We start from the raw sequence: 23,230 nt of genomic DNA, 5'->3' as shown, positions 1-23,230 counted from the left end.
CATACGCAAGACCCTGACCGCCACCGCCGTCGCCACCGTGGTCCTGGCCGGATCCGCCGCCTGTGGCACCGTGGAGAACCTGTCCGCCGGCCAGAAGCTGGACAAGGCCTTCGACAAGCTCGGCGAGCAGCGTTCGCTCTCCTTCGAGCTGGACCTGGACACCGACGCCGCGACGCTGAAGGCGCTCGACGACGACACGCAGCCCGGCGAGGAGATGCCGGACGAGATGGCCGAACTGCTCAGCGACGCGCGTATCTCCGTCTCCGTGCAGTCGAAGAAGCCGCTGGAGAAGTCCGGCGAGAAGGACTTCACCGGCATGGCGCTGAAGTTCAGCGGCCCGGACGGGGACCTGTTCGAGTACCGGCTGGTCGGCGACTACACCTACGCGCGCGTCGACGCGGAGGCGCTCGGGAGGATGTCCGGCAGCCCCATGCCGCCGGCCGACGAACTGCCGGACAGCGCGGGCGCGTTCAAGAAGCTGCTCGCCGGTGAGTGGCTCAAGGTCTCGACGAAGGAGCTGGAGGAGGCCGGCGGGCCGCTGTCGGGGGCCGAGGGCCGGGAGCCCTCCGCGGAGCCCACGCTCGACGCCAAGACGCAGAAGAAGCTGACCGGGGCGCTGCGGAAGGTGATCGCCAAGGAGGTCGAGTTCAAGACCTCCGGCGATTCGGACGGCACCGAGCACATCAAGGCCACCGCACCCTTCCGCACGCTGATGACCGAGCTGTTCGACGCGCTCGGCCCGCTGGCGAAGGAACTGCCGCCGGGCGGTGAGCTGCCGACGGCCAAGGACTTCAAGGACGCGCCGAACGAGAAGGTCACGGCCGACTTCACGCTGAAGAACGGCGAGCTGACCGAGGTGTCGGTGGACCTGGCCAAGCTGGCGGAGAAGGCGAAGGTCAAGAAGTTCGCGCTGGTGATGCGCGTGAGCAAGGGCGAGCGGCCCACGGCTCCCGCGGGCGCCACCGAGGTGCGGATGGACGAGATCATGGAGGGCTTCTTCGGCGGCTTCGCCGAGGCGGAGCTCGACGACGAGGCGTTCATGGAGGACGCCCAGGGCTGACGCGGGAACGCCGTGGGCACGACCGACGGCCGCTCCCCGCCGGGAGCGGCTGCCGGGGCGCCTCGCCGTCCGTCAGTGCCCGAAGATGCGCCGGTGGCCGTGGGTGGGCTGGGAACGCCGGCTCTCCTGCTCCTCCCTCGTGGCCGCCATGGGCTCCGGCTCGGACATCCCGACCCGGTGCTTGTGGTGCCGCCGCCGCCGCTTCATTCCGCCGGCGAGCGCGGCGAGGCCCAGACAGAAGATCAGCGCCAGGGCCACACCGGAGAGGAAGAGGCCCGGAGCACTGAGAGTGGCGATCTGATTACCGAAGATCTCCACCTTGTACTCGGGTCCCCCGGAGAAGTTCTCCACGACGACGATGGCCGTGAAGGCGGCGGTGGCCAGCACCAGCAGGAGCGGCAACAAAAGCATTGCTCTCACCTCGCAAATCGGCCTTTTCTGGCAGATACCCGTAATCAGGCGCCGCACACGAGGGCCGGGGGCGTCACCGTGTGCCAGCCGGCCGTGCGGTCGCACCAGCGGTCCAGGAGGGTCCGGTCGTGTCCCACGGCCAGCAGGCCCGCGCCCGTCGACGCGCGGTAGTCCTCGACCACCCCGACCAGCGCCGCCGTGGTCGACGCGTCCAGCATCGCGGTCATCTCGTCGCAGATCAGCCAGCGGGGGCGCAGCACCAGGGCGCGGGCCAGACAGGCGCGCTGGAGCTGGCCGTCGCTGACCTCGTGGGGGCGGCGGGTGAGCAGGTCGGGGGTGAGGCCGACGGTTCCGGCGAGGTCGGTCACCCGGCCGGGGACGGACGCACGGCGGCCGGTGGCGCGCAGCGGTTCGGCGATCAGGTCGGTGAGGCGCAGACGGGGGTCGGCGGAGAGGCGGGGCTGCTGGAAGACGACGCCGAACGCGGTGCGCAGCTCGCGGGGCGCGCGGTGGCGCCAGCGGCGCACGGGGGTGCCGTCGACGACGACCTCCCCGGAGTCCGGGCGGTGGAGCAGGGCGGCGACCCTCGCCAGGGTGGACTTGCCGCAGCCGCTGGGGCCGAGCAGGCCGACGGCCTCACCGGGGGAAACGGTGAGCGTCGCATCCCGTACGGCGGGGGCGCGGCGGTCGTATCCGGCGGTGATGGCGCGCAGTTCAAGCACGGATGTCCTCCGGGGCGGCCACGGGGACCGGGTGGTGGCAGGCGACCGAGTCGGTGAGGGGCGGGAGGACCGCGCAGTCGCCGGTGGCCCGGTCGCAGCGGGCGGCGAAGGCGCAGCCCGCGGGCAGGGCGCCCAGTTCGGGGGGCATTCCGGGGATCGGCGTGAAGGCACGGTCGGGAAGGGCGTCGAGGAGGCCCCGGCTGTAGGGGTGGCGGGGGCCGGGGGTGCCGAAGAAGGCCTTGGCGTCGGTGAGTTCGACGATGCGGCCCGCGTACATGACCGCCACGCGGTCGGCGACGCGTTCCGCCGCCGCCAGGTCGTGCGTGATCATCAGCAGGGCGCGGCCGCCGTCGGCGTCGACGTGGCGGCGCAGTTCGTCGACGGTGCGGTCGACCAGGTCGCGGTCCAGGCCGGTGGTCGGTTCGTCGGCGAGGAGGAGGGGCGCGTCGCCGATCAGGGCGAGGGCGGTGGCGGCGCGCTGGGCGAGGCCGCCGGAGAGTTCGTGCGGGTAGCGGTCCAGGTGGTCGGCCGGGAACTCGGCGCGTCCCGCGGCCCGTTCGGCCGCGGCGCGCAGGGCGGAACGGCCCCGGACGCCGGTGAGCCGGGCGACCGTCTCCTCCGTCTGGGAGCGGATGGTGCGTACGGGGGTGAGGTGCGCGGCCGGGCTCTGCGGGATGAGGCCGATCCGCCGGCCCCGCACGGTGCGGGCGAGGGTGTGCTCCCCGGCGGTGAGCAGATCCAGCTCGCCGAGCAGCGCTCCGCCGGCGGTCTGCGCGTTGGCGGGGAGCAGGCCGAGGAGGGCGGAGGCGAGGACGGACTTGCCGCAGCCGCTCTCCCCGATCAGCGCCAGGCACTCGCCGGGCGCCACGTCGAAGTGGGCGTCGGTGACGGCGGCGACGCGCCGCCCGCCCGGCAGCAGGAACCGTACGGACAGGCCGCGCACCGACAGCACGGGGGTTCGCTCGGTCACAGCGTCAGCTCCGATCGGCGGCGCGGGTTGATCCGCTCCCGCCAGACACCGGCGAGGCCGGCGACGGCGAGGGTGGGGACGATGAGGAACAGGCCGGGGAAGAGGGTCGGCCACCACTGTCCGGCGAGGAGGGAGCCGCGGGCTCCCTGGATGAGGGTGCCGAGGCTGGCGGTGTGGGTGGGCAGACCGAGGCCGAGGAAGGACAGCGCCGACTCGTGCCACATGGCGTGCGGGACCATCAGGACGGCGGCGAGGCCGGCCTGGGGCAGCACGCCGGGCAGCAGGTGGCGCACCGCCACCCGCCACCGGGAGGCGCCGCCGGAGACGGCCGCGTCGATGTACGGGCGGGAGCGCAGCGAGAGGACCTCGGCGCGCACGATGCGGGCGGTGGAGAGCCAGTGGGTGACGCCGACGGAGATCACCACCGGCCAGACGCCCGGCCGGAACATGGCGACGACGAAGATGCCCAGCAGCAGGTGCGGGACGGAGGAGAAGGTGTCGACGAGGCGCATCACCGCGCGGTCCACCCAGCCGCCGAGCGCGCCGGCGGTGGCGCCGACGGCGGTGCCGATCACCGTGGCGGTGAAGGCGGCCACGACGCCCACCAGCAGCGACACCCGGAGCCCGTAGACGCAGCGCAGCAGCAGGTCCCGGCCCACGTCGTCGGTGCCGAAGGGGTGCGGCCAGCTCGGCGGCAGGAGTTTGGCGGCCAGGTCCACGGCCTGCTGGTCGAGCCGGACCAGCGGCGGCACGAGGAGCACCGCGAGGACGGTCACGGCGACCAGGGCGGCCGAGACGCGCAGCCGGAGGGTGTGGGTGGAGCGGCGGGCGGTGCCGTGCGTGCGCCACACCGTCTTCGTCACCGCGGTGGGGTCAGCCATGGGGTCACATCTCATTCAGCTTCACCCTCGGGTCGGCCAGTCCGTAGAGCAGGTCGGCGAGGAGGTTTCCGGCGAGGACGGCGGCAGTGGCGAGGGTGGCCAGCGCGGCCAGCAGCGGGAAGTCGACGGAGGTGGCCGCCTCGACGGTGGCGGCCGCGATGCCCGGCCAGCTGAAAACGGTCTCCACCAGCAGGGCCCCGGTGATGAGTTCGGGGACGCGGGAGCCGATCAGGGTGAGCACGGGCAGCAGTCCGGAGCGCAGGGCATGGCCGAGCAGCACGGTGCGTTCGCTCAGGCCGCGGGCCCTGGCCCCGCGCACCGGGTCCTCCGCGAGTGCGTCGCCGACGCCCTGGCGGACGTAGAGGGTGAACCAGGGCAGCTGGGAGACGGCGAGGACGCCCGCGGGCAGGATCAGGTGGCTCGTGACCTGGCCGAAGGTGACCTGGTCGCTGCCGGTGTCGGTGAGTCCGCCGGCCGGGAGGACGTCCAGCTGGAGGGCGAACAGCCAGACGGCGAGCAGGGCGGTCCAGAAGACCGGCGCCGCCTCCAGGGTGTACGCGAGGGAGGTGACCGCGCGGTCGAGGAGGGAGCCGGGGCGGCGGGCCGCGAGGACGCCGAGCACGGTGCCGAGCAGTACGGCCGCGGCGAACGCGGCGGCGCACAGCAGGGCCGACCAGAACAGTCGTTCGCCGATCACCTCGGCGACGGGCTGCCGCATGACGGCGGACTGGCCGAGGTCGCCGCCGAGCGCGGAGGTCAGCCAGTCCCACCAGCGGGCGGTGAACGGGCGGTCCACGCCGAGGTTCTCCCGCAGCCGGTCCAGGGTCTCCTGGTCGGCGCCGAGCGCCGCGGTACCCGCGTACGCCTTGACGGGGTCGAAGGGGGAGGCGGCGGCGACGGCGAAGACGCCGAAGGTGACGACGAGCAGCACGGGCACGGCGAACAGGGCCCGCCGTGCCGTGAGCCTGGCCATCTCGCCATAGGGAAGGGCGGTCACGTGCGGGGCCGCCAGTCCTCGACGTTCCACCAGGGGCCGCTGGCGAAGCCGTGCTCGTGCGGTTCGGTCTGGGTGGTGAGGTCCTTCCAGCGGTCGGCGAGGACGTACATGTGGTCGATGTGGGTGAGGAAGGTGTAGCCGGGGTTCTTGACGAGTTCGCGCTGGATGTCGTCGTAGGCGGCCTCGCGTGCCTGGGTGTCCTGGCTACGGCGGCCGGTGTCGAGGGCCTCGTCGACGGCCGGGTTGTCGTAGCGGGCCATGTTGTTGAAGCCGTCCCCGGCGAGGGAGGAGTGCAGCAGGGTGTAGAGGCCGAAGTCGGGGTCGCCGGTGCTGCCGAAGCCGGCGAGCACGGCGTCGTGGTTCATCCGGGGCTCGATGACCTCCCAGGTGGCGCTCTCCACCCGGACGTCGATGCCGGCCTTCTTGGCGTCGGAGGCGTAGGCGAGGGCGTGGTCCTGGCGGACCTTGTCGCCGGAGGGGTAGTAGAGGGTGAACCGGGCGGGGCGTCCGTCCTTGGCGCGGATGCCGTCCTTGCCGGACTTCCAGCCGGCCTCGTCCAGGATGCGGCCGGCTTCGGTGAGGTCACGGGGCCGCTCGACGTCCTTGGCGAACCAGGGGTCGTCGACCGGCAGGGGGCCGTAGGCGGGGCGGCCCGCGCCGTCGAGGATCTTGTCGACCATGGCCCGGCGGTCCACGGCGAGGTCGAGGGCGCGGCGGATCGCGGTGTCGCCGGCGACCGGGTTGCCGGTGGGCAGGGTGACGGCGCGGAAGTCGTACGAGGTCGCCCGGTACGTCTTCTTGTCGTCGTCGCCCTTGAAGGTGGCGGCGAGGTTCGGCGGGAGGGTCGCGCCGTCGAGGTCGCCGGAGCGCAGCCGGGTGGCGCGGACGTCGTCGTCGGCGATGATCGCCATGGTGAGCTTTTTCACCTTGGGCTCGCCGCCCCAGTAGTCCGGATTGGCCTTGAAGGTGAGCTTCTCGCCCTTGCTCCAGCCGGTGAGGACGTACGGTCCGGTGCCGACCGGTCTGGTGTTGAAGGAGCCGGTGTTGGGGTCCTGTCCGCCGGCGACGTGCTCGGGGACGACGGGCAGCACGGTGCGGGCGGCGAAGGCCGCGTAGGGGTGGGCGAGGGTGAAGACGACCTTGTCGTCGCCGTCCGCCCGCACCTCCTCGACGGCGGCCAGTTCGCTCTTGGCGGTGTTGTTGGTCTTGTCGTCCAGCACCGTGCGGTACGTGAAGACCACGTCGTCGGCGGTCAGCGGCTCGCCGTCGCTGAACCTCACGCCGTCGCGCAGGGTGTACGTGTAGGTGCGGCCGCCGTCGGTGATCTCGGGGAGCGCCTTGGCCAGGGCGGGCTTCAGTTCCATGCCGGCGTCGCGGGCGAGGAGTCCGTCGAAGATCTTGGAGTTGCCGTCCTTGCCGTAGCCGAGGAGCGGGCTGAGGGTGTCCGGTTCGGTCGGGACGCCGATCACCACGGAGTCGGCGGACGCCGCGCCGTCCGCGCCGCCGCTGCCCGGCGCCGAGCAGGCGGCCACCGCGCCGGCCATCGCGACCGCGGCGGCGGCACCCCGTATTCGTCGGGTCGTCATCGGACCTCACACCCCTGTTGCCTGAGAATGACCTGTTGCCTGAAAACAGTTGTTGCATATTAATTGCAGCAAGACACTGCCCAGGACACCGGCCCCTCACTCCCCGCCCCTGCCGTCGGCGCCCCTCGTGTCAAGTGCGCAGGTGTGCGCCGGGACCCGAGCCCGCGAGCGCCGTCCGCGCGCCCCCCGTGGCCGCTTGTCACCGGACCGGAACGGGCACTACTGTCGCCACGCCTTGGTGACGGGAAATCGGTGCGATACCGGTGCGGCCCTCGCCACTGTGATCGGGAAGTCCGGCTCCAGCCCTCACGGGCAGCCACTGGGTTCTAGGACCCGGGAAGGCGGAGCACGGGCGGTGGTACCCGTCAGCCAGGAGACCGGCCAAGGCGCGTCAACCATCCACGAGGTGCTGGAGAGGGTCTGCTGAGCCATGCACATAGCCGAGGGTTTTCTGCCACCGGTGCACGCGGTCGCCTGGGGCGTCGCGTCGGCGCCGTTCGTCGTCCACGGAGCCCGGTCGCTCATCCGTGAAGTCAGGGAACATCCCGAGAGCACGCTGCTGCTCGGCGCTTCGGGAGCGTTCACCTTCGTCCTGTCCGCGCTGAAACTCCCGTCGGTGACGGGGAGTTGCTCCCACCCCACCGGCACGGGGCTGGGCGCGATCCTGTTCCGGCCGCCGGTGATGGCGGTGCTGGGCACCATCACACTGCTGTTCCAGGCGCTGCTGCTCGCCCACGGCGGGCTGACCACGCTGGGCGCCAACGTCTTCTCGATGGCGGTCGTCGGGCCGTGGGCCGGCTACGGCGTCTACCGGCTGCTGCGCCGGTACGGAGTGCCGCTGATGGTCGCGGTGTTCTCCGGCGCGTTCGCCGCCGACCTGTCGACGTACTGCGTGACGAGCGTGCAGCTCGCGCTCGCGTTCCCCGACCCGGCCGGCGGATTCCTGGGCGCGCTGGGCAAGTTCGGCTCCATCTTCGCCGTGACGCAGATCCCGCTGGCGGTGAGCGAGGGGCTGCTGACCGTGCTGGTGATGCGCATGCTGGTGCAGTCGAGCAGGGGTGAGCTGACGCGGCTCGGGGTGCTGGTGACCTCGGTGGCCGGGCGGAAGACGGCCGACCCGGCGGAGGCGGTGACGCGATGAGCCGCAACGCGAAGATCAACACGCTGCTGCTGGCGCTGGTGGCCGCGCTCGCGGTGATCCCGCTGGTGTTCGGGCTCGGCGACCACAAGGAGGAGCCGTTCGCGGGCGCGGACGCCGAGGCGGAGACGGCGATCACCGAGATCGACCCGGACTACGAGCCCTGGTTCTCGCCCCTGTACGAACCACCGTCCGGTGAGATCGAGTCGGCGCTGTTCGCCCTGCAGGCGGCGCTCGGCGCGGGCGTGATCGCCTACTACTTCGGGCTGCGGCGCGGACGGCGGCAGGGCGAGACGCGGGCCTTGGAGCGGCTGCGGGCCGAGGCGGACCGCGGTGACGGGGCCGGCTCCCCGCGGCCACGGATCTGACGGCCCGTGCTGCCGATCGACGCGGCGGCGCACAGCAGTCGCTGGCGCCGCCGTCATCCCGTGGACAAGGCCGTTCTGGGGCTGGGCCTCACCGTGCTCGCGATCTCGCTGCCGCCCTGGCCGGGCGCGGCATTGGTCCTGGTGACGGCGCTCGCGGTGCTGCTCGGCCCGGCGGGCGTGCCGGCCCTGCGGCTGTGGCGGGCCTACCGGGTGCCGCTGGGCTTCTGCGTCACCGGGGCGCTGACGCTGCTGGTTCAGGTGGGCGGACCGGACGGGTTCGTGTCACCGGCCGAGGGCGGGCCGCTGCGCGCCGGGGAGTTGCTGCTGCGCACGTCGGCGGCCTCGCTGGGCGTGCTGCTGTTCGCCTTCACCACCCCGATGTCGGACCTGCTGCCGCGTCTGGTGCGCGCCGGGGTGCCCGCGCCGCTGGTGGACGTGGCGCTGGTGACGTACCGGATGAGCTTCCTGCTGCTGGACTCGGTCCGCCGGGTCCGCGAGGCGCAGGCGGCCCGGCTCGGGCACACCACCCGGGCGGCGGCCTGGCGGTCCCTCGGCGGGCTCGGCGCGACCGCGTTCGTCCGGTCCTTCGACCGGGCGGCGCGGCTGCAGACCGGGCTCGCCGGACGCGGCTACGACGGCACCCTGCGCGTCCTGGTGCCCGAGGCCCGCGTCTCGGTTCCGTTCACGGCCGCGAGCGTGCTGCTCCTGGCGGCGCTGGCCGCCCTCACCCTCGTACTGGAAAGGCCACTGTGGTGAGCGGGTCCGTACTGGTCGCCCTGCGGGGCGCGTCGTTCGCGTACGCAGACGGTCCGCCCGTGTTCAGCGGGCTCGACTTCGAGGTGCGCGAGGGACGCGCGCTGGCGCTGCTGGGGCGCAACGGCAGCGGCAAGACGACGCTGATGCGGCTGCTCAGTGGCGGACTGCGCCCGAGGAAAGGGGAGTTGACGGTCGAGGGCCGGGCGGTGCGGTACGACCGCAAGGGGCTGACGGCGTTGCGCACCACCGTGCAGCTGGTGGTGCAGGATCCCGACGACCAGTTGTTCGCCGCGTCGGTGGGCCAGGACGTGTCGTTCGGCCCGCTGAACCTCGGCCTGCCCGACCCGGAGGTACGCGCCCGGGTCGCGGAGTCGCTCGCCGCGCTGGACATCACCGCGCTCGCCGACCGTCCCACGCACCTGCTCTCCTACGGGCAGCGCAAGCGGACGGCGATCGCCGGCGCGGTCGCCATGCGGCCCCGGGTCCTGATCCTGGACGAGCCGACGGCCGGCCTCGACCCCGACGGCCAGGAACGCCTGCTCGCCACGCTCGACGGGCTGCGCCGGAACGGCACCACGGTCGTCATGGCCACCCACGACGTGGACCTCGCCCTGCGCTGGGCCGACGACGCGGCGCTGCTCACCCCTTCGGGGGTGAGTACCGGTCCCGTCGCCGGGATGCTCGCCCGCACGGAGCTGCTCGCGGCGGCGGGGCTGCGGCTGCCGTGGGGCCTCACGGTCGCCCGGCTGCTGCGTTCCCACGGGCTGCTCGCGGACGGCGACCCCGGTCCGCGCACCCCGGAGGAGCTGGCGGCCGCCCTGGCGGACGGCTGAAGTCCCTTCACGCGTGCGCCGGTCGCGGGAACACCCCGGGAGAGTGTCCCCGCGACCGGTGCGGTGCGCTAGGCCACGGAGCGGAAGGCCGGCAGATAGCCGCTCGACTGGCCGACGGCCTTCGGGTGGTAGGAGTTGCTGACCGGGATCGTCACGCTGTGCAGCCAGGCGTCGCCCGAGCAGAGTTCGTGCCCGGTGAACTCGTCCACCACCGACGAGAAGGTGAACCCGGCGTTGGCCGCCCGCTTGGCGAGCACCCCGTTGAGCACGTTCGAGGCGTCGTTGATCGCGCCGCGCTCGGTCTCGGTGAGGCCCGCGATGCACGTGCCCGACAGCTTGTAGAAGCGCGGGTAGCCCAGCACCACCACGTGCGCCTGCGGCGACCGCGAGCGGATGCCGGAGTACAGCGAGTCGAGCTTGCCCGGCAGGGAGTTCTGGATCTGCGAGACCGCGGTGTTGACCCGGGAGACGCAGGTGGCCTCGCTCTGCAGCACACAGGTCTGCATGACGTCCGCGAAGCCGACGTCGTTGCCGCCCGCGGTGACGCTGACCAGGGTGGTCGCCGAGCTCAGGGAGCCCAGCTGACCCGACGACACGCTCGACGTCGTCGCGCCGGAGCAGGCGACGAACTTGAACGACGACGGGGCGTTGGCGCTCGCCCAGAGTTGCGGATACGCCTTGGTGCTGCGCTGGCAGGCGCCGCTTTCGGAGGTGTAGCTCCCGGCGCCCACTCCGGAGGAGTAGGAGTCGCCGAGGGCCACGTAGTTGTCGCCCGCGGCCGAGGCGGGTTGCGCCAGGCCGAGAACGGTCGCGGCACCCAGGATGAGGGTGACGAGGGATGCCCTGAGGGAACGTGCTGACACGTGTGTCCGCCCTTCGCACGCGAGAGTCGCAGCGGTGGTTGAGGATGCAAGAAGGGTTGTAGCAGGCCTCGATACCGCTCAGTAACACCCGCGCGGGAAGTCTTCCGTAATGACCTGAATACTGATTCGGGCGCATCCGCTACGCGCGTCAATAAACCTCCGGCCACCGCCGGAACAGGCAATTTCCGGGCTGTGGCACCCCCGCGTCAGGACGCGGGGTGCTCGTTCACCGGTCCTCGGGGCCGGCCGGGAGGCGGCGGGGACCGGTGGCGCGGGTGAGGGCCGCCTCCACCGCCGCGATGCGGTCGGCCAGGAGGGTCAGGGCCGCCACCGCGCGGGGCAGTGGGTCGTCCTGGGCGGTGCGGACGTGGGCGGACTTCACCTCCGCCCAGCGGGCCGCCCGGGCGGGGGTGAGGGTGCCGCGCAGTTCGGCGAGTTTCAGCAGGTTCGCCTCGGCGCCCGTGGTGAGGGTCTGGGCCTCCGCCGTGTAGTGGTCGTCGACGACGGCGGTCAGCTCGGCGGCGTTCATCACGGGCTGGATCCGCTGGGCGATCTTGTTCATGTTGCGGTAGGAGCCCTGGAGCCGGAACGGCGGCTCGGTACGGGTGTCCTCGGACTGGGCGGCGGAGGCGATGTAGGCCGCGTTGACGGCGAGTACCGTGCGGCGGGCGGTGAGCAGATGGCGCAGCACGGCCAGGACACGGTCGAGTTCGGTGGGGGCGTAGGGGTGGACGAGCCGGTCCGCGCGGGCGGTGGGGTCGTCGCCGGCCAGGCGGATCAGGAGGTCCAGGTCGGCGCGGTCGCGTCCGGCGAGCGGGGCGAGCACCGGGTTGGCGGTGAGCGCGTTCTCCAGGAAGCTGAGCGCGAACACGTCCTCCTTGCCGGTGAGGACGTCGCCGAGGTTCCACACGTCCGCGCGGTTGGCGAGCATGTCGGGCACCTGGAAGACCTCGCCGGACTCGGTGTACGGGTTGCCGGCCATGCAGACCGCGAACCGCTTGCCGCGCAGGTCGTAGGTGCGCGGCTCGCCCTCCCACACGCCCTCCACCCGGCGCGTGGCGTCGCACAAGGGGATGAACTTCTGCAGCAGTTCGGGCGAGGTGTGCTGGATGTCGTCGAGGTGGAGGAGGACGTTGTTGCCGGCCGCCAGCGCGAAGTTGATCTTGTCGATCTCCTGGCGGGCGGTGGCGTTCGGCGCCTCGGCCGGGTCGAGCGAGGTGACCGTGTGGCCCAGGGCGGGACCGCTGACCTTCACCAGGACCAGTCCGAGACGGTCGGCGACGTACTCCATGAGGGTCGTCTTGCCGTAGCCGGGCGGGGAGACGAGCAGCAGCAGGCCGCCGGTGCCGGTGCGGCCGGACTCACCGGTGGTGCCGAGTTGTTTGGCGAGGCTGTCGCCGACCAGCGGCAGATAGACCTCGTCGACCAGCCGGTTGCGGACGAACGACGACATCACGCGCGGCCGGTGGTCGTCCAGCCGTAGCCGGGCGCGCTCCGCGGACACGAGGGTGGTGCGGCGGCGCTGGAAGGCGCGGAAGGCGGGCACGTCCCGCTCCCGGAACTCCTCGGTGCGGGCCAGGAACTCGTCCAGGCGCAGGGTGAGGGAGCGGTCGGTGATCCGGGGGTGGGTGCCGAGCAGATCCCCCACCGTGACGGTCAGCGGGGCGTCACAGGTGTGGCGGGGCACGTCCGGGCAGAGTTCGGCGGCCACGGCCTCCGCGAGGTCGCCGGCGGTCACCCGGTCGCCGGTGGCGGCGGCGTACGCGGTCAGCCAGGCCTCGACCAACTGGCGGCGGGCGCCGAGGCCGGCGAGGGCGGGGAGGTCGTCGTCGTAGGCCTCGCCGGCGACCGTACGGCGGAAGGTGTCGAGCAGGGTGCGGGTGCGGGCGCTGATGACGAAGCCCTCGGCTTCGCCGGTCAGTTCGTCGAGGAGGTAGGCGGCGCAGGACTCCGGGCTGACGGCTGTGTCCTCGTCCCAGTCCCGTACCGCGCGGGAGAGCTCGGAGCGCAGCGCGTCGAGGGCGGGCGGCGGTCCGAAGGCGTCGCGGACCCGTGCGAGGGAGCGGGCTCGGCGGGTGAGGTCGGCGCGCTCCTCCGCCGTGGTGCCGTGCGCCCAGTACAGCAGGGCGTGGGCGCGGGCGCCGGGTGCGTGGCGCAGCAGTCCGGCACCGTCGTACAGGGGCAGCAGGGCGGTGAGGATCGCGGTGGCGTCGTGGTCGTGGACGCCTCGTTCGTACCCTTCGTCGTACGCCTCCTCGGCGGCCCGCCGGACCAGGCCGGCGAGGTCGCCGGCGGCGGTCAGGGCGGCCGGGCCGGGCTGGTGCAGCAGACGGGCGGCGAGGTGTTCGGCGCGGTAGACCCCGGGCGACTCGGACGGCAGGTGCCGGTTCCACAGGGGGCGGTCGGCGAGGAGCGCGGGGTCGGTGACGGGGGTGCGGAAGTCGGTGCCGGTGAGGGCGAGCGCGAGGCCGTCGCCGTGCGGGACGACGGTGAGGTCCAGGGGCTGGGTGCTGACGGCGAACCGGTGGTCGCCGAGGCGGATGGCGCGGCCGCCGTCGGCGTAGAGGTCGGTGCGGTCGCGCAGGGCGCGGGCGGCCTCCTGCCGGGCGGAGCGCAGCCGGCCGTCGAGTTCCTCCGCGCGGACGCGGTCGCCGAGTTCGCGCAGTTCGCCGGCGGTGCGGCGGACCTTGGTGACGAGCGGGTCGGAGGCGAAGTAGGTGCTCACCGCGTCGGTGTCGGTGAGCGCGGCACAGCGGCGGGCGATCGTCTCCAGGACCCGGCCTGCGGCGGACGCGAGCTGTTCGGCGCGGCGGGCGCGGGCGTCGGAGAGGCTCTGCTTGCGCGCGGAGAACGCCTCGTAGATCTCGGTGCGCCGGTCGGCGAGTTCGCCGAGGACGTCGTCGAACTCGGCGAACCGGGACTCCAGCGATTCGAGCTGGGTGAGCACGCGGGTCAGTTGCTCGTCGCAGGCGTCCGGGGTGTCCGCCGCCGCGAGGGCGCCGGTGACCGTCTGGCCGAGGAGCGAGAGTTCGGCGGCGAAGCCGGCGCGTGCCTCGTGGTCGAGGAGGGCCCGGCGGCGGGCGTCGAGGGTGGCGCGGGCGCGGTTGACGCCGCCCATCGCCTCGGCGACCCGTTCCAGCACGGCCGTGCGGACGGTGGCGTCGGCGATGTCGAGACCGCCGACCACCTCGGTCACCGTGCGCAGTCCGTCGGCGAGTTCGTCCAGGCGGGCGGTGAGCGGGGCCGCCTCGGCGGTGGTGCCGATGGACTCGGCGTCGGCGACGAGCCGTTCGACGTCCGCGTGATGGGCGGCGAAGGCGTCCTCGCGGGCCAGGAAGGCGATCGCGCGCTGTCCGAAGGAGGCGAGGTCGCCCTCGGCCCCGGCGGCGAGTTCGTCGATGCGGGCGCGGTCCGCGTACCGCATGTCCTTCAGGGTCAGCAGGTGGCCCTGGGCATGGCGGAGTTCGGTCAGTCCGGAGACCCAGGCGGCGGCCTCGCGGGGCTGCTCCCCGCGCAGTCTGCGCACCACCGAGGCGATCCGGTCGGCCGCCTCGTCCAGCGCGGCGGCGGCCCGGTGCGTGAGGTCGCGTACGGTCTCGAACTCGGCGAGCACCTGCTCGGCGGTGGCCCGCATCCGGGCCAACGGGTCTCTGAGGTCGCCGAGTTCGGTGTCACCGAGCCAGTGGTGGGTGTCCAGGACGCGGACGCAGGCCGCCGCCAGGGCCGTGTACACCTCGGTGGTGGGGGTGGTCTCGGCCACGGAGCGGGCCAGGGACAGACAGTCGGAGATGCCGCGCACGAGGTCGGCGTTGCCGATCCGGGCCAGCGGGCCCTCGCCGGCGGGCCGGCCGGCGGCGTGGGTGTCGGAGTCGTAGGGCGACCGCCACAGCTGGACGGGGTGGACACGGGCGGGTTCGTCGCCGTCGGGGCGCAGCAGGGCGAGCAGTCCGTCGTCGAACAGCGCCCAACCGTGGCCGGCCATCGGGGTGGCGACCGCCTCGTGGATGAGGTTGTACGACAGCAGCAGCCCGCGTCCGCGGTCGGGCGCGTGGAAGACGTACAGCACGTCCTCCCCGTGCGGTGAGCGCACCTCGCGCTCGAACTCCATGCCGGTGGTGTCGAGTTCGTACGTCTTGTGCGGGCCGGCGGCCAGGCAGTAGCCGCCGGGGAACACGATGCCCTGGTCCTCGGGGAGCCGGCGGCAGCCCTGCCCGATGCCGTCGAGGCGGACGACGGACCGGGTGAGGGTGTGGAACACCAGGTAGCGGTGCGCGGTCTCCTTGTACGGCAGGATCCGCAGCAGGATCAGGGGGCCGACGCGGGCGTGGGCGATCTCGGCGTCCGCGAGGGACTGCAGTGGCTCGTCGACGGGTTCGTCGTGGATGCCGTCGGGGGTGCCGGTGTCGTTCTCGGTCTTGACGGTGAGGGTGCCGCCGAGGGTGTCGACGAAGACCTCGCCCTGGACGGAGACGTGCGGGTGGCGGCCGAGGACGTGGTCCTCGCGGGTGGTGGGCGTCCAGTCGATGTCGGCGGCCGGGGCGAGGGCGTGGTCGCGGTCGCCGCGCGCGTCGAGAAAGGCGGCCCGGCCGTCCTCGGAGACCGTCCAGCGCAGGACGCGGATGTCGCCGGCCTTCTCGCCGGTCTGGAAGACGGCGAGCAGCTTGCCGTCGACACGGCGGAGCCGCAGCAGGCGTGCCTGGCGGTAGTAGCGGTGCAGGGCGGCGAACTCGCGGACGAAGTCCGGGTCGTCGAGGAGTCCTGGCACGGCATCGTCGGGGAGCCGGTTCAGGTCGCGGTCGTGCGGGGCGAGGACGTCGCCGACCGTGACGTCGGCCTCGGGCCGGGGCCGGGTGTCGTAGCCGAAGAGCAGCACCTCGCCCAGGGCGACGATGTCACGGGGCACGGCGGTGCGGTCGGTGCGCAGCCGCTCGGTGCCGGTGAGGCGCAGTTCGGGGGCGCCGAACTCCTCGGCGCGGCGGTGGTTCAGCGTCTCCGCGCGGCGGGCGAGTTCGGCGGCCTGTGCGGAGAGGCGGTCACGCAGCAGCTGGTAGGCGCCGTCGTCGGCCGTCGTCCCGGTGCCGGGCGCGACGGCGGTTGCGGAGGGGCCCGGGTCCGGCGTCTCGCGCGGGGCCGTGTGCGTGGGCTCGTGGGTGCCGGTGGTCATGGCTGCCTCTCGAAGAGCGAGCGGGAGCCGCCGTCCCCTGTGCGGCGGCTCCCGGCCGAAGGGTGGTCAGGCCCTGGGGTGGCCGTTCAGCGCGGCCACCGGTGTGTCCGAGAGCCCCAGCTCACCTGCCTTCTCGATCAGTTGCTGGAAGCGGCCGGTGTTCTCGCCGCCCTGCTGCATCAGCCGCATCAGCAGCGCGGACACGGTGAGGTTCTGCACGTCGGCCGTGGAGACGGAGCCCAGGATCCGGCTCAGGTCGTCGGGGAAGCTCGCGGAGCCGTCCAGCCAGGGGCCGGCGAGGGCCTGCGCGGTCTCGGAGTTCTGGACGAAGCCGTCCACGCCCTTGCCGAGCGCGATGGACGACACCAGCCGGTCGAGGAAGACCGACTCGCCGCCGACGATGTTGATGTCCGCGTTCTCCAGACCGGTCGCGAGGACCGTGGCCTGCGCCTCGGCGACCTGCCGCTGGACCTCGAGGCCGGCGAGCCGGACGTCCTTCTCGGCCTCCAGCCGCAGCCGGTACTCCTCGTGGCCGCGGGACGCCTCGTCGAGCGCGGCCATCGCCGCCGCCTTCTCGGTGAGGCCGGCCGCCTCCGCCCGCAGCTTCCCGCTGATCGCCTCCGCGTCGGCGAGAGCCCTGGCCCGGGCTCCCTCGGCCTCCGCGCGCATCCGCGCCCCGGCCGCCTCGGCCTCGGCGCGGCCCGCCTTCTCGATGACCTCGGCCTCCTTGTCGCGGACCTGCACGGCGGCGAGGCCCTCGGCCGCGGCCTCCGCCTGGACGCCCTCGGCCAGCCGCAGCTTGGCCCGCGCGTCGAGGTCGGCCGTCTTCAAACGGGCCTCGGCGAGGGTGAGTTCCTCGGCGGCGCGGTGGGTGGCGGCCTGCTCGGCGGCCTCGGCGGCCTTGATGTCCTTGACCAGCTTCTCCTGCGCCTCGGCCTCCGCGGCGATGATCACGGCCTGCCGCTGCCGCTCCGCCTCCTCGACCGCCCGCAGCTTCAGAATCGACTCCTCCTGCTCGGCGACCGTGCGGTCCACCGCGACCCGTTCCCGGACGACCTCGGCGATCTCCCGCTTCTCCGCCTCGACCTCCTTGTCGGCGGCGATCCGGGTGAGTACGGTCTCCCGCTCGCGGGCGATGACCTCCAGCATCCGGTCCTTCTCGATGCGCTCGCTCTCGACGGCGATGACCCGCTCGCGGTTCTTGGCGGCGACGGCGACCTCGCGGGCCTGGTTCTCGCGCTGCACGCCGAGCTGCTCCTCGGTGCGCAGGAACGCGCTCTGCGCGCGCAGCCGCTCCTCCTCCACCACCCGCGCGGTCTCGGCCTCCTCGCGGGCGCGCACGGTCTCTATCTCCCGGCGCTGCTTGATCTCGGCGTCGGCCTGGCGGCGCTCCAGCTCCAGGATGGCCTCCCGCGCGTCGACGTTCTGCCGGGTGATCTCCTTCTCCTCGCCGCGCTGGGCCTCGTTGGTGCGGACGTGCTCGATGGCCGTCAGCTCGGTGATCTTGCGGATGCCCTGCGCGTCGAGCACGTTGCCCGGGTCGAGCTGGGTGAGCGGCGTCTGCTCCAGGTAGTCGATCGCGGCGTCCTCGAGGTGGTAGCCGTTCAGGTCGACCCCGATGACCTCGATGATCCGGTACCGCAGCTCCTCGCGCTTGGTGTAGAGGTCGGTGAAGTCCATCTGCTTGCCGACGGTCTTCAGCGCCTCGGAGAACTTGGCGTGGAACAGCTCCTGCAGCGTGTTCCGGTCGCTGGCCCGTGCGGTGCCGACGGCCTGGGCGACCTTGATGACGTCGTCCACCGTCTTGCTGACCTTGACGAAGAACGTGATGCGGATGTCGGCGCGGATGTTGTCCCGGCAGATCAGGCCTTCCTTGCCCGCCCGGGTGATCTCGATGGTCTTCACCGAGATGTCCATCACCTCGGCCTTGTGCAGCACGGGAAGCACGACCGACCCGGTGAACGTCACGTCGACCTTGCGGGTCTTGGAGACGATCAGTGCCTTGCCCTGTTCGACCTTGCGGAACAGTTTGGTGACCAGTAGCAGGCCGACGAGCAGGAACAGCAGGGCGACGCCGACGAGTACGGCGATGCCCACGGTGGCGGCATCCATGGGACACGTCCTTCTGGGCTGAGAACGGGCAGAAGTCTGGTGAAGAGGTGCCTCGTTGACGAGGCGGCTGCATCTCGGTGCAGGAGGAGACGGCTCAGCCGGCGCGGCGGTTTCGCCGCGGACGCGGCAACCGCGAGGACCCGGGTTCATCCGGGAAGGGACAGCGCGGCGGCCCCGGGAGCGGGCGGGCGGGCAGCTCCGTCGCGGTCCTCACGTCCGTCCGCATCTGCGCCCCCCTCTTCCGCTCACCGCTCACCGCTCATGCCGGGGCGGCACCGCTCCCCTCCGGGCTCCGGTGCCGGGCACCTGCCGGTGTCCGGCACCGGAACCATCCGCGGTGCTCCCCGCGGACCATGCTGCCCTCAGGGGGTACGATCACGCATTGCCGGAAACCGGCAATGTTCTTGTAGGTCTTGGTGCCGGTGTGACGCAGCCCATGCGTTAGGGTCGCGTCAAGAACAGGGGGGCGACGTGACGGAGCGGGACATTCCAGAGCAGTATCTGGACGGGTATGCCTCCATCCTGAAAGAGGTCGCGGCCACGGGCCGGCGCCTCACCCGGGACGAGATCGCCTCCCGGCGGACCCTGGGGGAACGAGCGGCGGAGTCGGGATTCGGACTGCGCTCCCTCGTCAGCGCCCATCTGTCCGCAGCCCGCGGGGCGTGGCCGCGCGGCACGGACTCGGCGGACGGCGCGCTCGCCGCCGTGCAGCAGGTCGTGGACGCGTTCGCCGAGGGGTACGAGCGGGCGCAGCGGCTGGCCGTGCGTCAGGAGGAGGCGGCGCGGCGGGAGTTCATCGACGACCTGCTCTACGGGCGGAGCGATCTGGGGCGGCTCGCGGAGCGCGCCGAGCGCTTCGGACTGCGGCTGTCGCACGAGCACGCGGTCGCGGTGGCCGGCGGCGCGGTGGTCTACGACGAGGGCGACCCGGTGCCGCGGCAGGTGGAGCGCGCCCTGATATCCCGTTTCGGTGACCGCAGCATCCTGCTCACCACCAAGGACGGACGGCTGCTGTGCATCGCGCCCGGACACCAGAGTGAGGTGCTCACCTACTTCGCCAAGCAGGCGCACGCCGCCACCGACGGAGGCCAGGTGGCCATCGGCCGCCCGCAGTTCGGGCCGGGCGGTGTCGTCCAGTCGTACGAGGAGGCGCTGAGCTCGCTGGAGATAGCCGAGCGGCTGGGACTCGACGATCCGGTGCTGCGCGCCGCCGACCTGCTCGTCTATCCCGTACTGGCCCGCGACCGCCAGGCCATGGCCGATCTGGTGCACAACACGCTGGGGCCGCTGACCGCGGCCCGGGGCGGCGCCCAGCCGCTCCTGGACACGCTGACCGCCTACTTCGACACCGGCTGTGTGGCGGCGGAGGCGGCCCGGCGGCTGTCACTGAGCGTGCGTGCGCTGACGTACCGCCTGGAGCGGATCCACAAGCTGACCGGCGCGAACCCGTCGGATCCGGCCCACCGCTACATGCTGCAGACCGCGGTGATCGGCGCGCGACTGCTGGACTGGCCGGGCGACGGGTTCGCGACGGGGTGAGGCCGCCGGTCAGTCCTCGGCCAGCGTGATGTCCCGGTGCTGGACCGCGTGGACGACGGGCAGCAGCATGAGGCCGCTGGGGCGCAGTTCCATGAGGGTGGCCTCGACGCGGGCGGGACCCTTCTTCAGGGCTCCGGCGGGCACGGTGCCGGTGTTCTCCCAGCGGTGCTTCTTTCCGTCGCAGACGGCCTTGGTGCCGCCGACGGAGTAGTGGAGCGTGGACGAGGGCCGGCTCACCGCGGAGCTGACGAAGACCGGCCCGCTGCCGCCGTGGCAGCGGTAGGTACCCGAGAGGGTGACGGAACCGTCGGCCATCCGGCCCTTGGAGTCCACGGTCACGGACTCCTCGGGAGCGGCGGAGACGGCCGACGCCGCCGAGGGGGCGGCCGCGGCGAAGCCGAACAGCAGCAGCCCGGCCCCGGCCGCAACGCCGAGAAGGGGACGTACGGGCATGGGGAACCTCCCGAAATGAGCGGAATCTGGCAATCCACCAGTACCCGGCGCGGTGTCCGCGGCCGGTCACCGTCACCTGTTCGGTGGCGAGTCGGCTGCGGCCGCGCCACTCAGGGCAGCAGGGCGAAGCCGTCGAGTTCCACCATCGCCCGTTCGTCCCACAGCCGGACCACCTCCACCACCGCCATCGCCGGGTAGTCCCGGCCGGCCAGCTCGCGCCAGACCCGGCCCAGTTCGCGGGCGTGCGTGCGGTAGGCGGCCACGTCGGTGGCGTACACGGTGACGCGGGCCAGGTCGGCGGGGGCGCCGCCGGCGGCGCGCAGGGCGGTGAGCAGATTGGCGAGGGCCCGGGTGAACTGCTCGGGCAGGGTGTCGCCGACCACCTTGCCGTCGGCGTCGAGGGCGGTCTGGCCGGCCAGGAACACCAGCCGGGAGCCGGTGGCGACGACGGCGTGGGAGAAGCCGGCCGGCGGGGAGAGCTCGGGCGGGTTGACGCGCTCGGCGGTCACCTGTCCTCCAGGTTCTTGTACAACTCCTTGGCGATGATGCTCCGTTGCACCTCACTCGCCCCCTCGTAGATGCGGGGGGCGCGGACCTCGCGGTAGAGGTGTTCGAGCAGGTGCCCGCGCTGCAGGGCGCGTGCTCCGTGGAGCTGGACGGCCCTGTCGACGACGTACTGCGCGGTCTCGGTGGCCAGCAGCTTCGCCATCGCGGAGCGCCGGGGCACATCGGGGGCGCCCTCGTCGTACGCCGTCGCCGCCGCGTAGACCATCAGCCGGGCCGACTCCGTGCGCAGGGCCATCTCGGCGACCTGGTGGGCGACGGACTGGAGGTCCTTCAGCTTGCCGCCGAAGGCGTCCCGCCGGGCGGTGTGGCCGAGGGTCGCGTCCAGGGCGGCCTGGGCCATGCCGACGGCGAAGGCGCCGACGCTGGGGCGGAACAGGTTGAGGGTGTCCATCGCGACGCGGAAGCCCCGGTCCACCTCGCCGAGCACGTCGTCGGCGGTCACCGGCACGGCGTCGAAGGCGAGGGCGCCGATGGGGTGCGGCGAGAGCATGTCGAGCGCGGTCCCGGTGAGGCCGGGCCGGTCGGCGGGGACCAGGAACGCGGTCACGCCGCGCGCGCCGGCGCCGGGGGTGGTGCGGGCGAACGCCGTGTAGAAGTCGGCCTCGGGCGCGTGCGAGATCCAGCACTTCTCCCCGCTGAGCCGCCACCCGTCCGCCGCCGGGGTCGCGGTGAGGGACAGTGCGGCCGCGTCCGAGCCGGCGGCCGGTTCGGTCAGGGCGAAGGCCGCGACCGCCGTGCCGGCGGCCACCCGGGGGAGCCAGTGGGCGCGCTGGGCGTCCGTGCCGTGGGCGTGGACCGGGTGGGCGCCCAGGCCCTGGAGGGCGAGGGCGGTCTCCGCCTCGGTGCAGGCGTGGGCGAGGGACTCGCGCATCAGGCACAGCTCGAGCGCCCCCGAGGTGAACAGGCGGGGCAGCAGGCCGAGCGCGCCGAGTTCGGCCAGCAGCGCGCGGTTCACCCGGCCGGGCTCACCCTTCCCGGCGAGCGGCCGCAGGCGCTCCGCGGCCAGTACGCGCAGCTCCGCACACCAGGCGAGTTGTGCCGGTTCGAGCGAGAATGCGGTCATCGCCGGTCCCTTCCCTCGCCACTGGGCCACTCCCGAGGTTATCGCGGACCGTTGACTGCCGTCACCAACGCGATACGCTCCTGAGGCGAGCCCACCACGCCAAGGGGGCGAACCGTCATGAATCCACGGGCCACCGCGCACGTCGACACCTTCGCCCGCGACCATCTCCCACCACCCGGGCAGTGGCCCGAGCTCCGCTTCGACCTGCCGGAGCTGCGCTACCCCGAGCGGCTGAACTGCGCCGCCGAACTGCTGCACGGCCAGCCCGACGGCCGCCCCGCGTTCCGCGCCCCAGACGGCACGGCCTGGACGTACGGCGAGCTGCGCGCCCACGTGGACCGGCTCGCCCACCTCCTCACCGGTGACCTCGGGATCGTCCCCGGCAACCGGGTGCTGCTGCGCGGCCCCACCACGCCCTGGCTGGCCGCCTGCTGGCTGGCGGTGCTGAAGGCGGGCGGGATCGCCGTCACCGTACTGGCCCAGCAGCGCCCCCACGAGCTGCGCACCGTCTGCGAGATCGCCGAGGTCCGCCACGCGCTGTGCGACGCGCGGGCCGTCGACGACCTCGCCAAGGCCGAGGTCCCGGACCTCGCCGTGCTCACCTACGGCGGCGACTCCCCCGGCGACCTGCTGCGCCGCCCCGCGCCCGGCACACCGTACGAGGCCGTGCCGACCGCGGCCGACGACGTGGCGCTGATCGCCTTCACCTCCGGCACGACCGGGCGTCCCAAGGGCTGCATGCACTTCCACCGGGACGTGCTGGCGATCGCGGACACCTTCTCCCGGCACGTGCTGCGGCCGGTCGCGGACGACGTGTTCGCCGGCAGTCCCCCGCTCGGCTTCACCTTCGGCCTCGGCGGCCTGGTGGTGTTCCCGCTGCGGGCCGGCGCCAGCGCGCTGCTCCTCGAACAGGCGCACCCGCGGCAGCTGTTGCCCGCGATCGCCGAGCACGGGGTGTCGGTGCTGTTCACCGCGCCCACCGCCTACCGGGCGATGCTCGGCGAACTGGACTCCCACGACGTCTCCTCGCTGCGCCGCTGCGTCTCGGCCGGCGAGAACCTCCCCGCCGCCACCTGGCGGGCCTGGCACGAACGCACCGGGCTGCGGATCATCAACGGCATCGGCGCCACCGAACTGCTGCACATCTTCGTCTCCGCCGCCGACGAACGGATCCGCCCCGGGACGACGGGATTTCCGGTCCCCGGCTGGCAGGCCCGGGTGCAGGACGCCGACGGCGTCCCGGTGCCCGACGGGGAGCCGGGACTGCTCGCGGTGCGCGGCCCGGTCGGCTGCCGCTACCTCGCCGACCCGCGCCAGCGGGAGTACGTGCGCGACGGCTGGAACATCACCGGCGACACCTATGTCCGCGACCCCGACGGCCGGTTCCGGTACGTCGCCCGCGCCGACGACATGATCATCTCGGCCGGGTACAACATCGCCGGCCCCGAGGTCGAGGACGCCCTGCTGCGCCACCCGGACGTCGTGGAGGCGGCGGTGGTCGGGCGGCCCGACGAGACACGCGGCCAGGTCGTGGTGGCGTACGCGGTCCTCGTGGAGGGCGCGCCGCGCGACGCGGAGGCGCTGCGTTCCTTCGTGAAGTCCGAACTCGCGCCGTACAAGTGCCCGAAGGAGATCGTGTTCCTGGAGGCGCTGCCGCGCACGGCCACCGGCAAGCTCCAGCGGTTCCGTCTGCGCGCTCCCGCCGGGACCGGCGAGGGCCGGACGTGACGCCCCCGGACGGCACCCC

At 73.1% G+C, this 23,230-nt stretch carries 19 protein-coding genes and 1 riboswitch; of the genes, 7 read left to right on the top strand and 12 right to left on the bottom strand.

All coding sequences use genetic code 11. The annotated features are described in order from the left end of the window. The first annotated feature begins 70 nt into the window (after positions 1-70). Positions 71-1,060 carry a hypothetical protein gene (locus tag CNQ36_RS25375; RefSeq protein ID WP_228313074.1) on the top strand — a complete coding sequence of 330 codons (990 nt, stop codon included), beginning with the start codon at positions 71-73 and terminating at the stop codon, positions 1,058-1,060. Positions 1,061-1,132: 72 nt separating this feature from the next. Here CNQ36_RS25375 and CNQ36_RS35040 read toward each other — a convergent pair whose 3' ends face one another. Genes CNQ36_RS35040 through CNQ36_RS25345 form a run of 6 tightly spaced genes read right to left on the bottom strand, consistent with a single transcriptional unit; the run spans position 1,133 to position 6,627 of the window. Continuing rightward, entirely contained in the window at positions 1,133-1,471 is a 339-nt protein-coding gene (locus CNQ36_RS35040; protein ID WP_206278505.1) for a hypothetical protein, read from the bottom strand. Positions 1,472-1,515: 44 nt separating this feature from the next. Beyond that, positions 1,516-2,193: an ABC transporter ATP-binding protein gene (locus tag CNQ36_RS25365; protein ID WP_121547659.1), complete on the bottom strand. Its 678-nt coding sequence runs from the start codon at positions 2,191-2,193 to the stop codon at positions 1,516-1,518. Then, a complete protein-coding gene (locus CNQ36_RS25360; RefSeq protein WP_121547658.1) occupies positions 2,186-3,163 on the bottom strand; it encodes an ABC transporter ATP-binding protein in 978 nt (325 codons plus the stop codon). Before CNQ36_RS25360 ends, CNQ36_RS25365 begins: the two co-directional genes overlap by 8 nt. Continuing rightward, entirely contained in the window at positions 3,160-4,044 is an 885-nt protein-coding gene (locus tag CNQ36_RS25355) for an ABC transporter permease (protein WP_121547657.1), read from the bottom strand. Before CNQ36_RS25355 ends, CNQ36_RS25360 begins: the two co-directional genes overlap by 4 nt. 4 nt (positions 4,045-4,048) lie before the next feature. Beyond that, positions 4,049-5,017 (bottom strand): ABC transporter permease, encoded by a 969-nt coding sequence (locus CNQ36_RS25350; RefSeq protein WP_121548584.1) that lies wholly within the window; start codon positions 5,015-5,017, stop codon positions 4,049-4,051. A 20-nt stretch (positions 5,018-5,037) separates the two neighbouring features. Further along, complete coding sequence (locus CNQ36_RS25345) at positions 5,038-6,627, bottom strand: ABC transporter substrate-binding protein (protein ID WP_121547656.1); 1,590 nt, start codon at positions 6,625-6,627, stop codon at positions 5,038-5,040. 219 nt (positions 6,628-6,846) lie between these two features. After that, positions 6,847-7,027, top strand: a riboswitch (cobalamin riboswitch). 30 nt (positions 7,028-7,057) lie between these two features. Between CNQ36_RS25345 and CNQ36_RS25340 the strand changes: the two genes are divergently transcribed. From CNQ36_RS25340 to CNQ36_RS25325, 4 genes are read left to right on the top strand one after another with little or no spacing between them, the layout of a single operon-like run. Further along, entirely contained in the window at positions 7,058-7,768 is a 711-nt protein-coding gene (locus tag CNQ36_RS25340; protein WP_121547655.1) for an energy-coupling factor ABC transporter permease, read from the top strand. Then, positions 7,765-8,133 carry an energy-coupling factor ABC transporter substrate-binding protein gene (locus CNQ36_RS25335; RefSeq protein WP_004923850.1) on the top strand — a complete coding sequence of 123 codons (369 nt, stop codon included), beginning with the start codon at positions 7,765-7,767 and terminating at the stop codon, positions 8,131-8,133. The genes CNQ36_RS25340 and CNQ36_RS25335 overlap by 4 nt, the downstream gene beginning before the upstream one ends. 6 nt (positions 8,134-8,139) lie before the next feature. Then, complete coding sequence (gene cbiQ, locus CNQ36_RS25330) at positions 8,140-8,889, top strand: cobalt ECF transporter T component CbiQ (RefSeq protein WP_121547654.1); 750 nt, start codon at positions 8,140-8,142, stop codon at positions 8,887-8,889. Next, positions 8,886-9,722, top strand: coding sequence for an energy-coupling factor ABC transporter ATP-binding protein (locus CNQ36_RS25325; RefSeq protein WP_121548583.1), 837 nt, complete (start codon positions 8,886-8,888; stop codon positions 9,720-9,722). Before cbiQ ends, CNQ36_RS25325 begins: the two co-directional genes overlap by 4 nt. Positions 9,723-9,790: 68 nt before the next feature. Here CNQ36_RS25325 and CNQ36_RS25320 read toward each other — a convergent pair whose 3' ends face one another. From CNQ36_RS25320 to CNQ36_RS25310, 3 genes are all read right to left on the bottom strand, one after another. Beyond that, on the bottom strand, positions 9,791-10,585 hold the full coding sequence (locus CNQ36_RS25320) for an SGNH/GDSL hydrolase family protein (protein WP_121547653.1): 795 nt from the start codon (positions 10,583-10,585) through the stop codon (positions 9,791-9,793). Positions 10,586-10,811: 226 nt separating this feature from the next. Continuing rightward, positions 10,812-15,749, bottom strand: coding sequence for a DNA repair ATPase (locus tag CNQ36_RS25315; RefSeq protein ID WP_228313073.1), 4,938 nt, complete (start codon positions 15,747-15,749; stop codon positions 10,812-10,814). A gap of 66 nt (positions 15,750-15,815) precedes the next feature. Then, the gene (locus tag CNQ36_RS25310; RefSeq protein WP_121547652.1) at positions 15,816-17,861 is read right to left on the bottom strand and encodes a flotillin family protein; all 2,046 of its coding nucleotides are present in this window, start codon (positions 17,859-17,861) and stop codon (positions 15,816-15,818) included. A gap of 471 nt (positions 17,862-18,332) precedes the next feature. On the opposite strand from CNQ36_RS25310, the gene CNQ36_RS25305 reads away from it, so the two are divergent. Next, complete coding sequence (locus CNQ36_RS25305) at positions 18,333-19,400, top strand: PucR family transcriptional regulator (protein WP_004923867.1); 1,068 nt, start codon at positions 18,333-18,335, stop codon at positions 19,398-19,400. Positions 19,401-19,409: 9 nt separating this feature from the next. Here the strand turns inward: CNQ36_RS25305 and CNQ36_RS25300 are convergent, their stop codons facing one another. From CNQ36_RS25300 to CNQ36_RS25290, 3 genes are all read right to left on the bottom strand, one after another. Next, positions 19,410-19,853, bottom strand: coding sequence for a DUF6299 family protein (locus tag CNQ36_RS25300; RefSeq protein WP_004923868.1), 444 nt, complete (start codon positions 19,851-19,853; stop codon positions 19,410-19,412). Between the two features lie 110 nt (positions 19,854-19,963). Further along, entirely contained in the window at positions 19,964-20,362 is a 399-nt protein-coding gene (locus CNQ36_RS25295; RefSeq protein WP_121547651.1) for a RidA family protein, read from the bottom strand. Further along, positions 20,359-21,483, bottom strand: coding sequence for an acyl-CoA dehydrogenase family protein (locus tag CNQ36_RS25290; protein WP_121547650.1), 1,125 nt, complete (start codon positions 21,481-21,483; stop codon positions 20,359-20,361). The genes CNQ36_RS25295 and CNQ36_RS25290 overlap by 4 nt, the downstream gene beginning before the upstream one ends. Positions 21,484-21,600: 117 nt before the next feature. On the opposite strand from CNQ36_RS25290, the gene CNQ36_RS25285 reads away from it, so the two are divergent. After that, positions 21,601-23,211: an AMP-binding protein gene (locus CNQ36_RS25285; RefSeq protein WP_121547649.1), complete on the top strand. Its 1,611-nt coding sequence runs from the start codon at positions 21,601-21,603 to the stop codon at positions 23,209-23,211. The last annotated feature ends 19 nt before the right edge of the window (positions 23,212-23,230 follow it).

It is taken from the genome of Streptomyces fungicidicus (genome assembly GCF_003665435.1).
GTDB lineage: Bacteria > Actinomycetota > Actinomycetes > Streptomycetales > Streptomycetaceae > Streptomyces > Streptomyces fungicidicus.
This window is presented reverse-complemented; position numbering and strand designations above follow the sequence as displayed.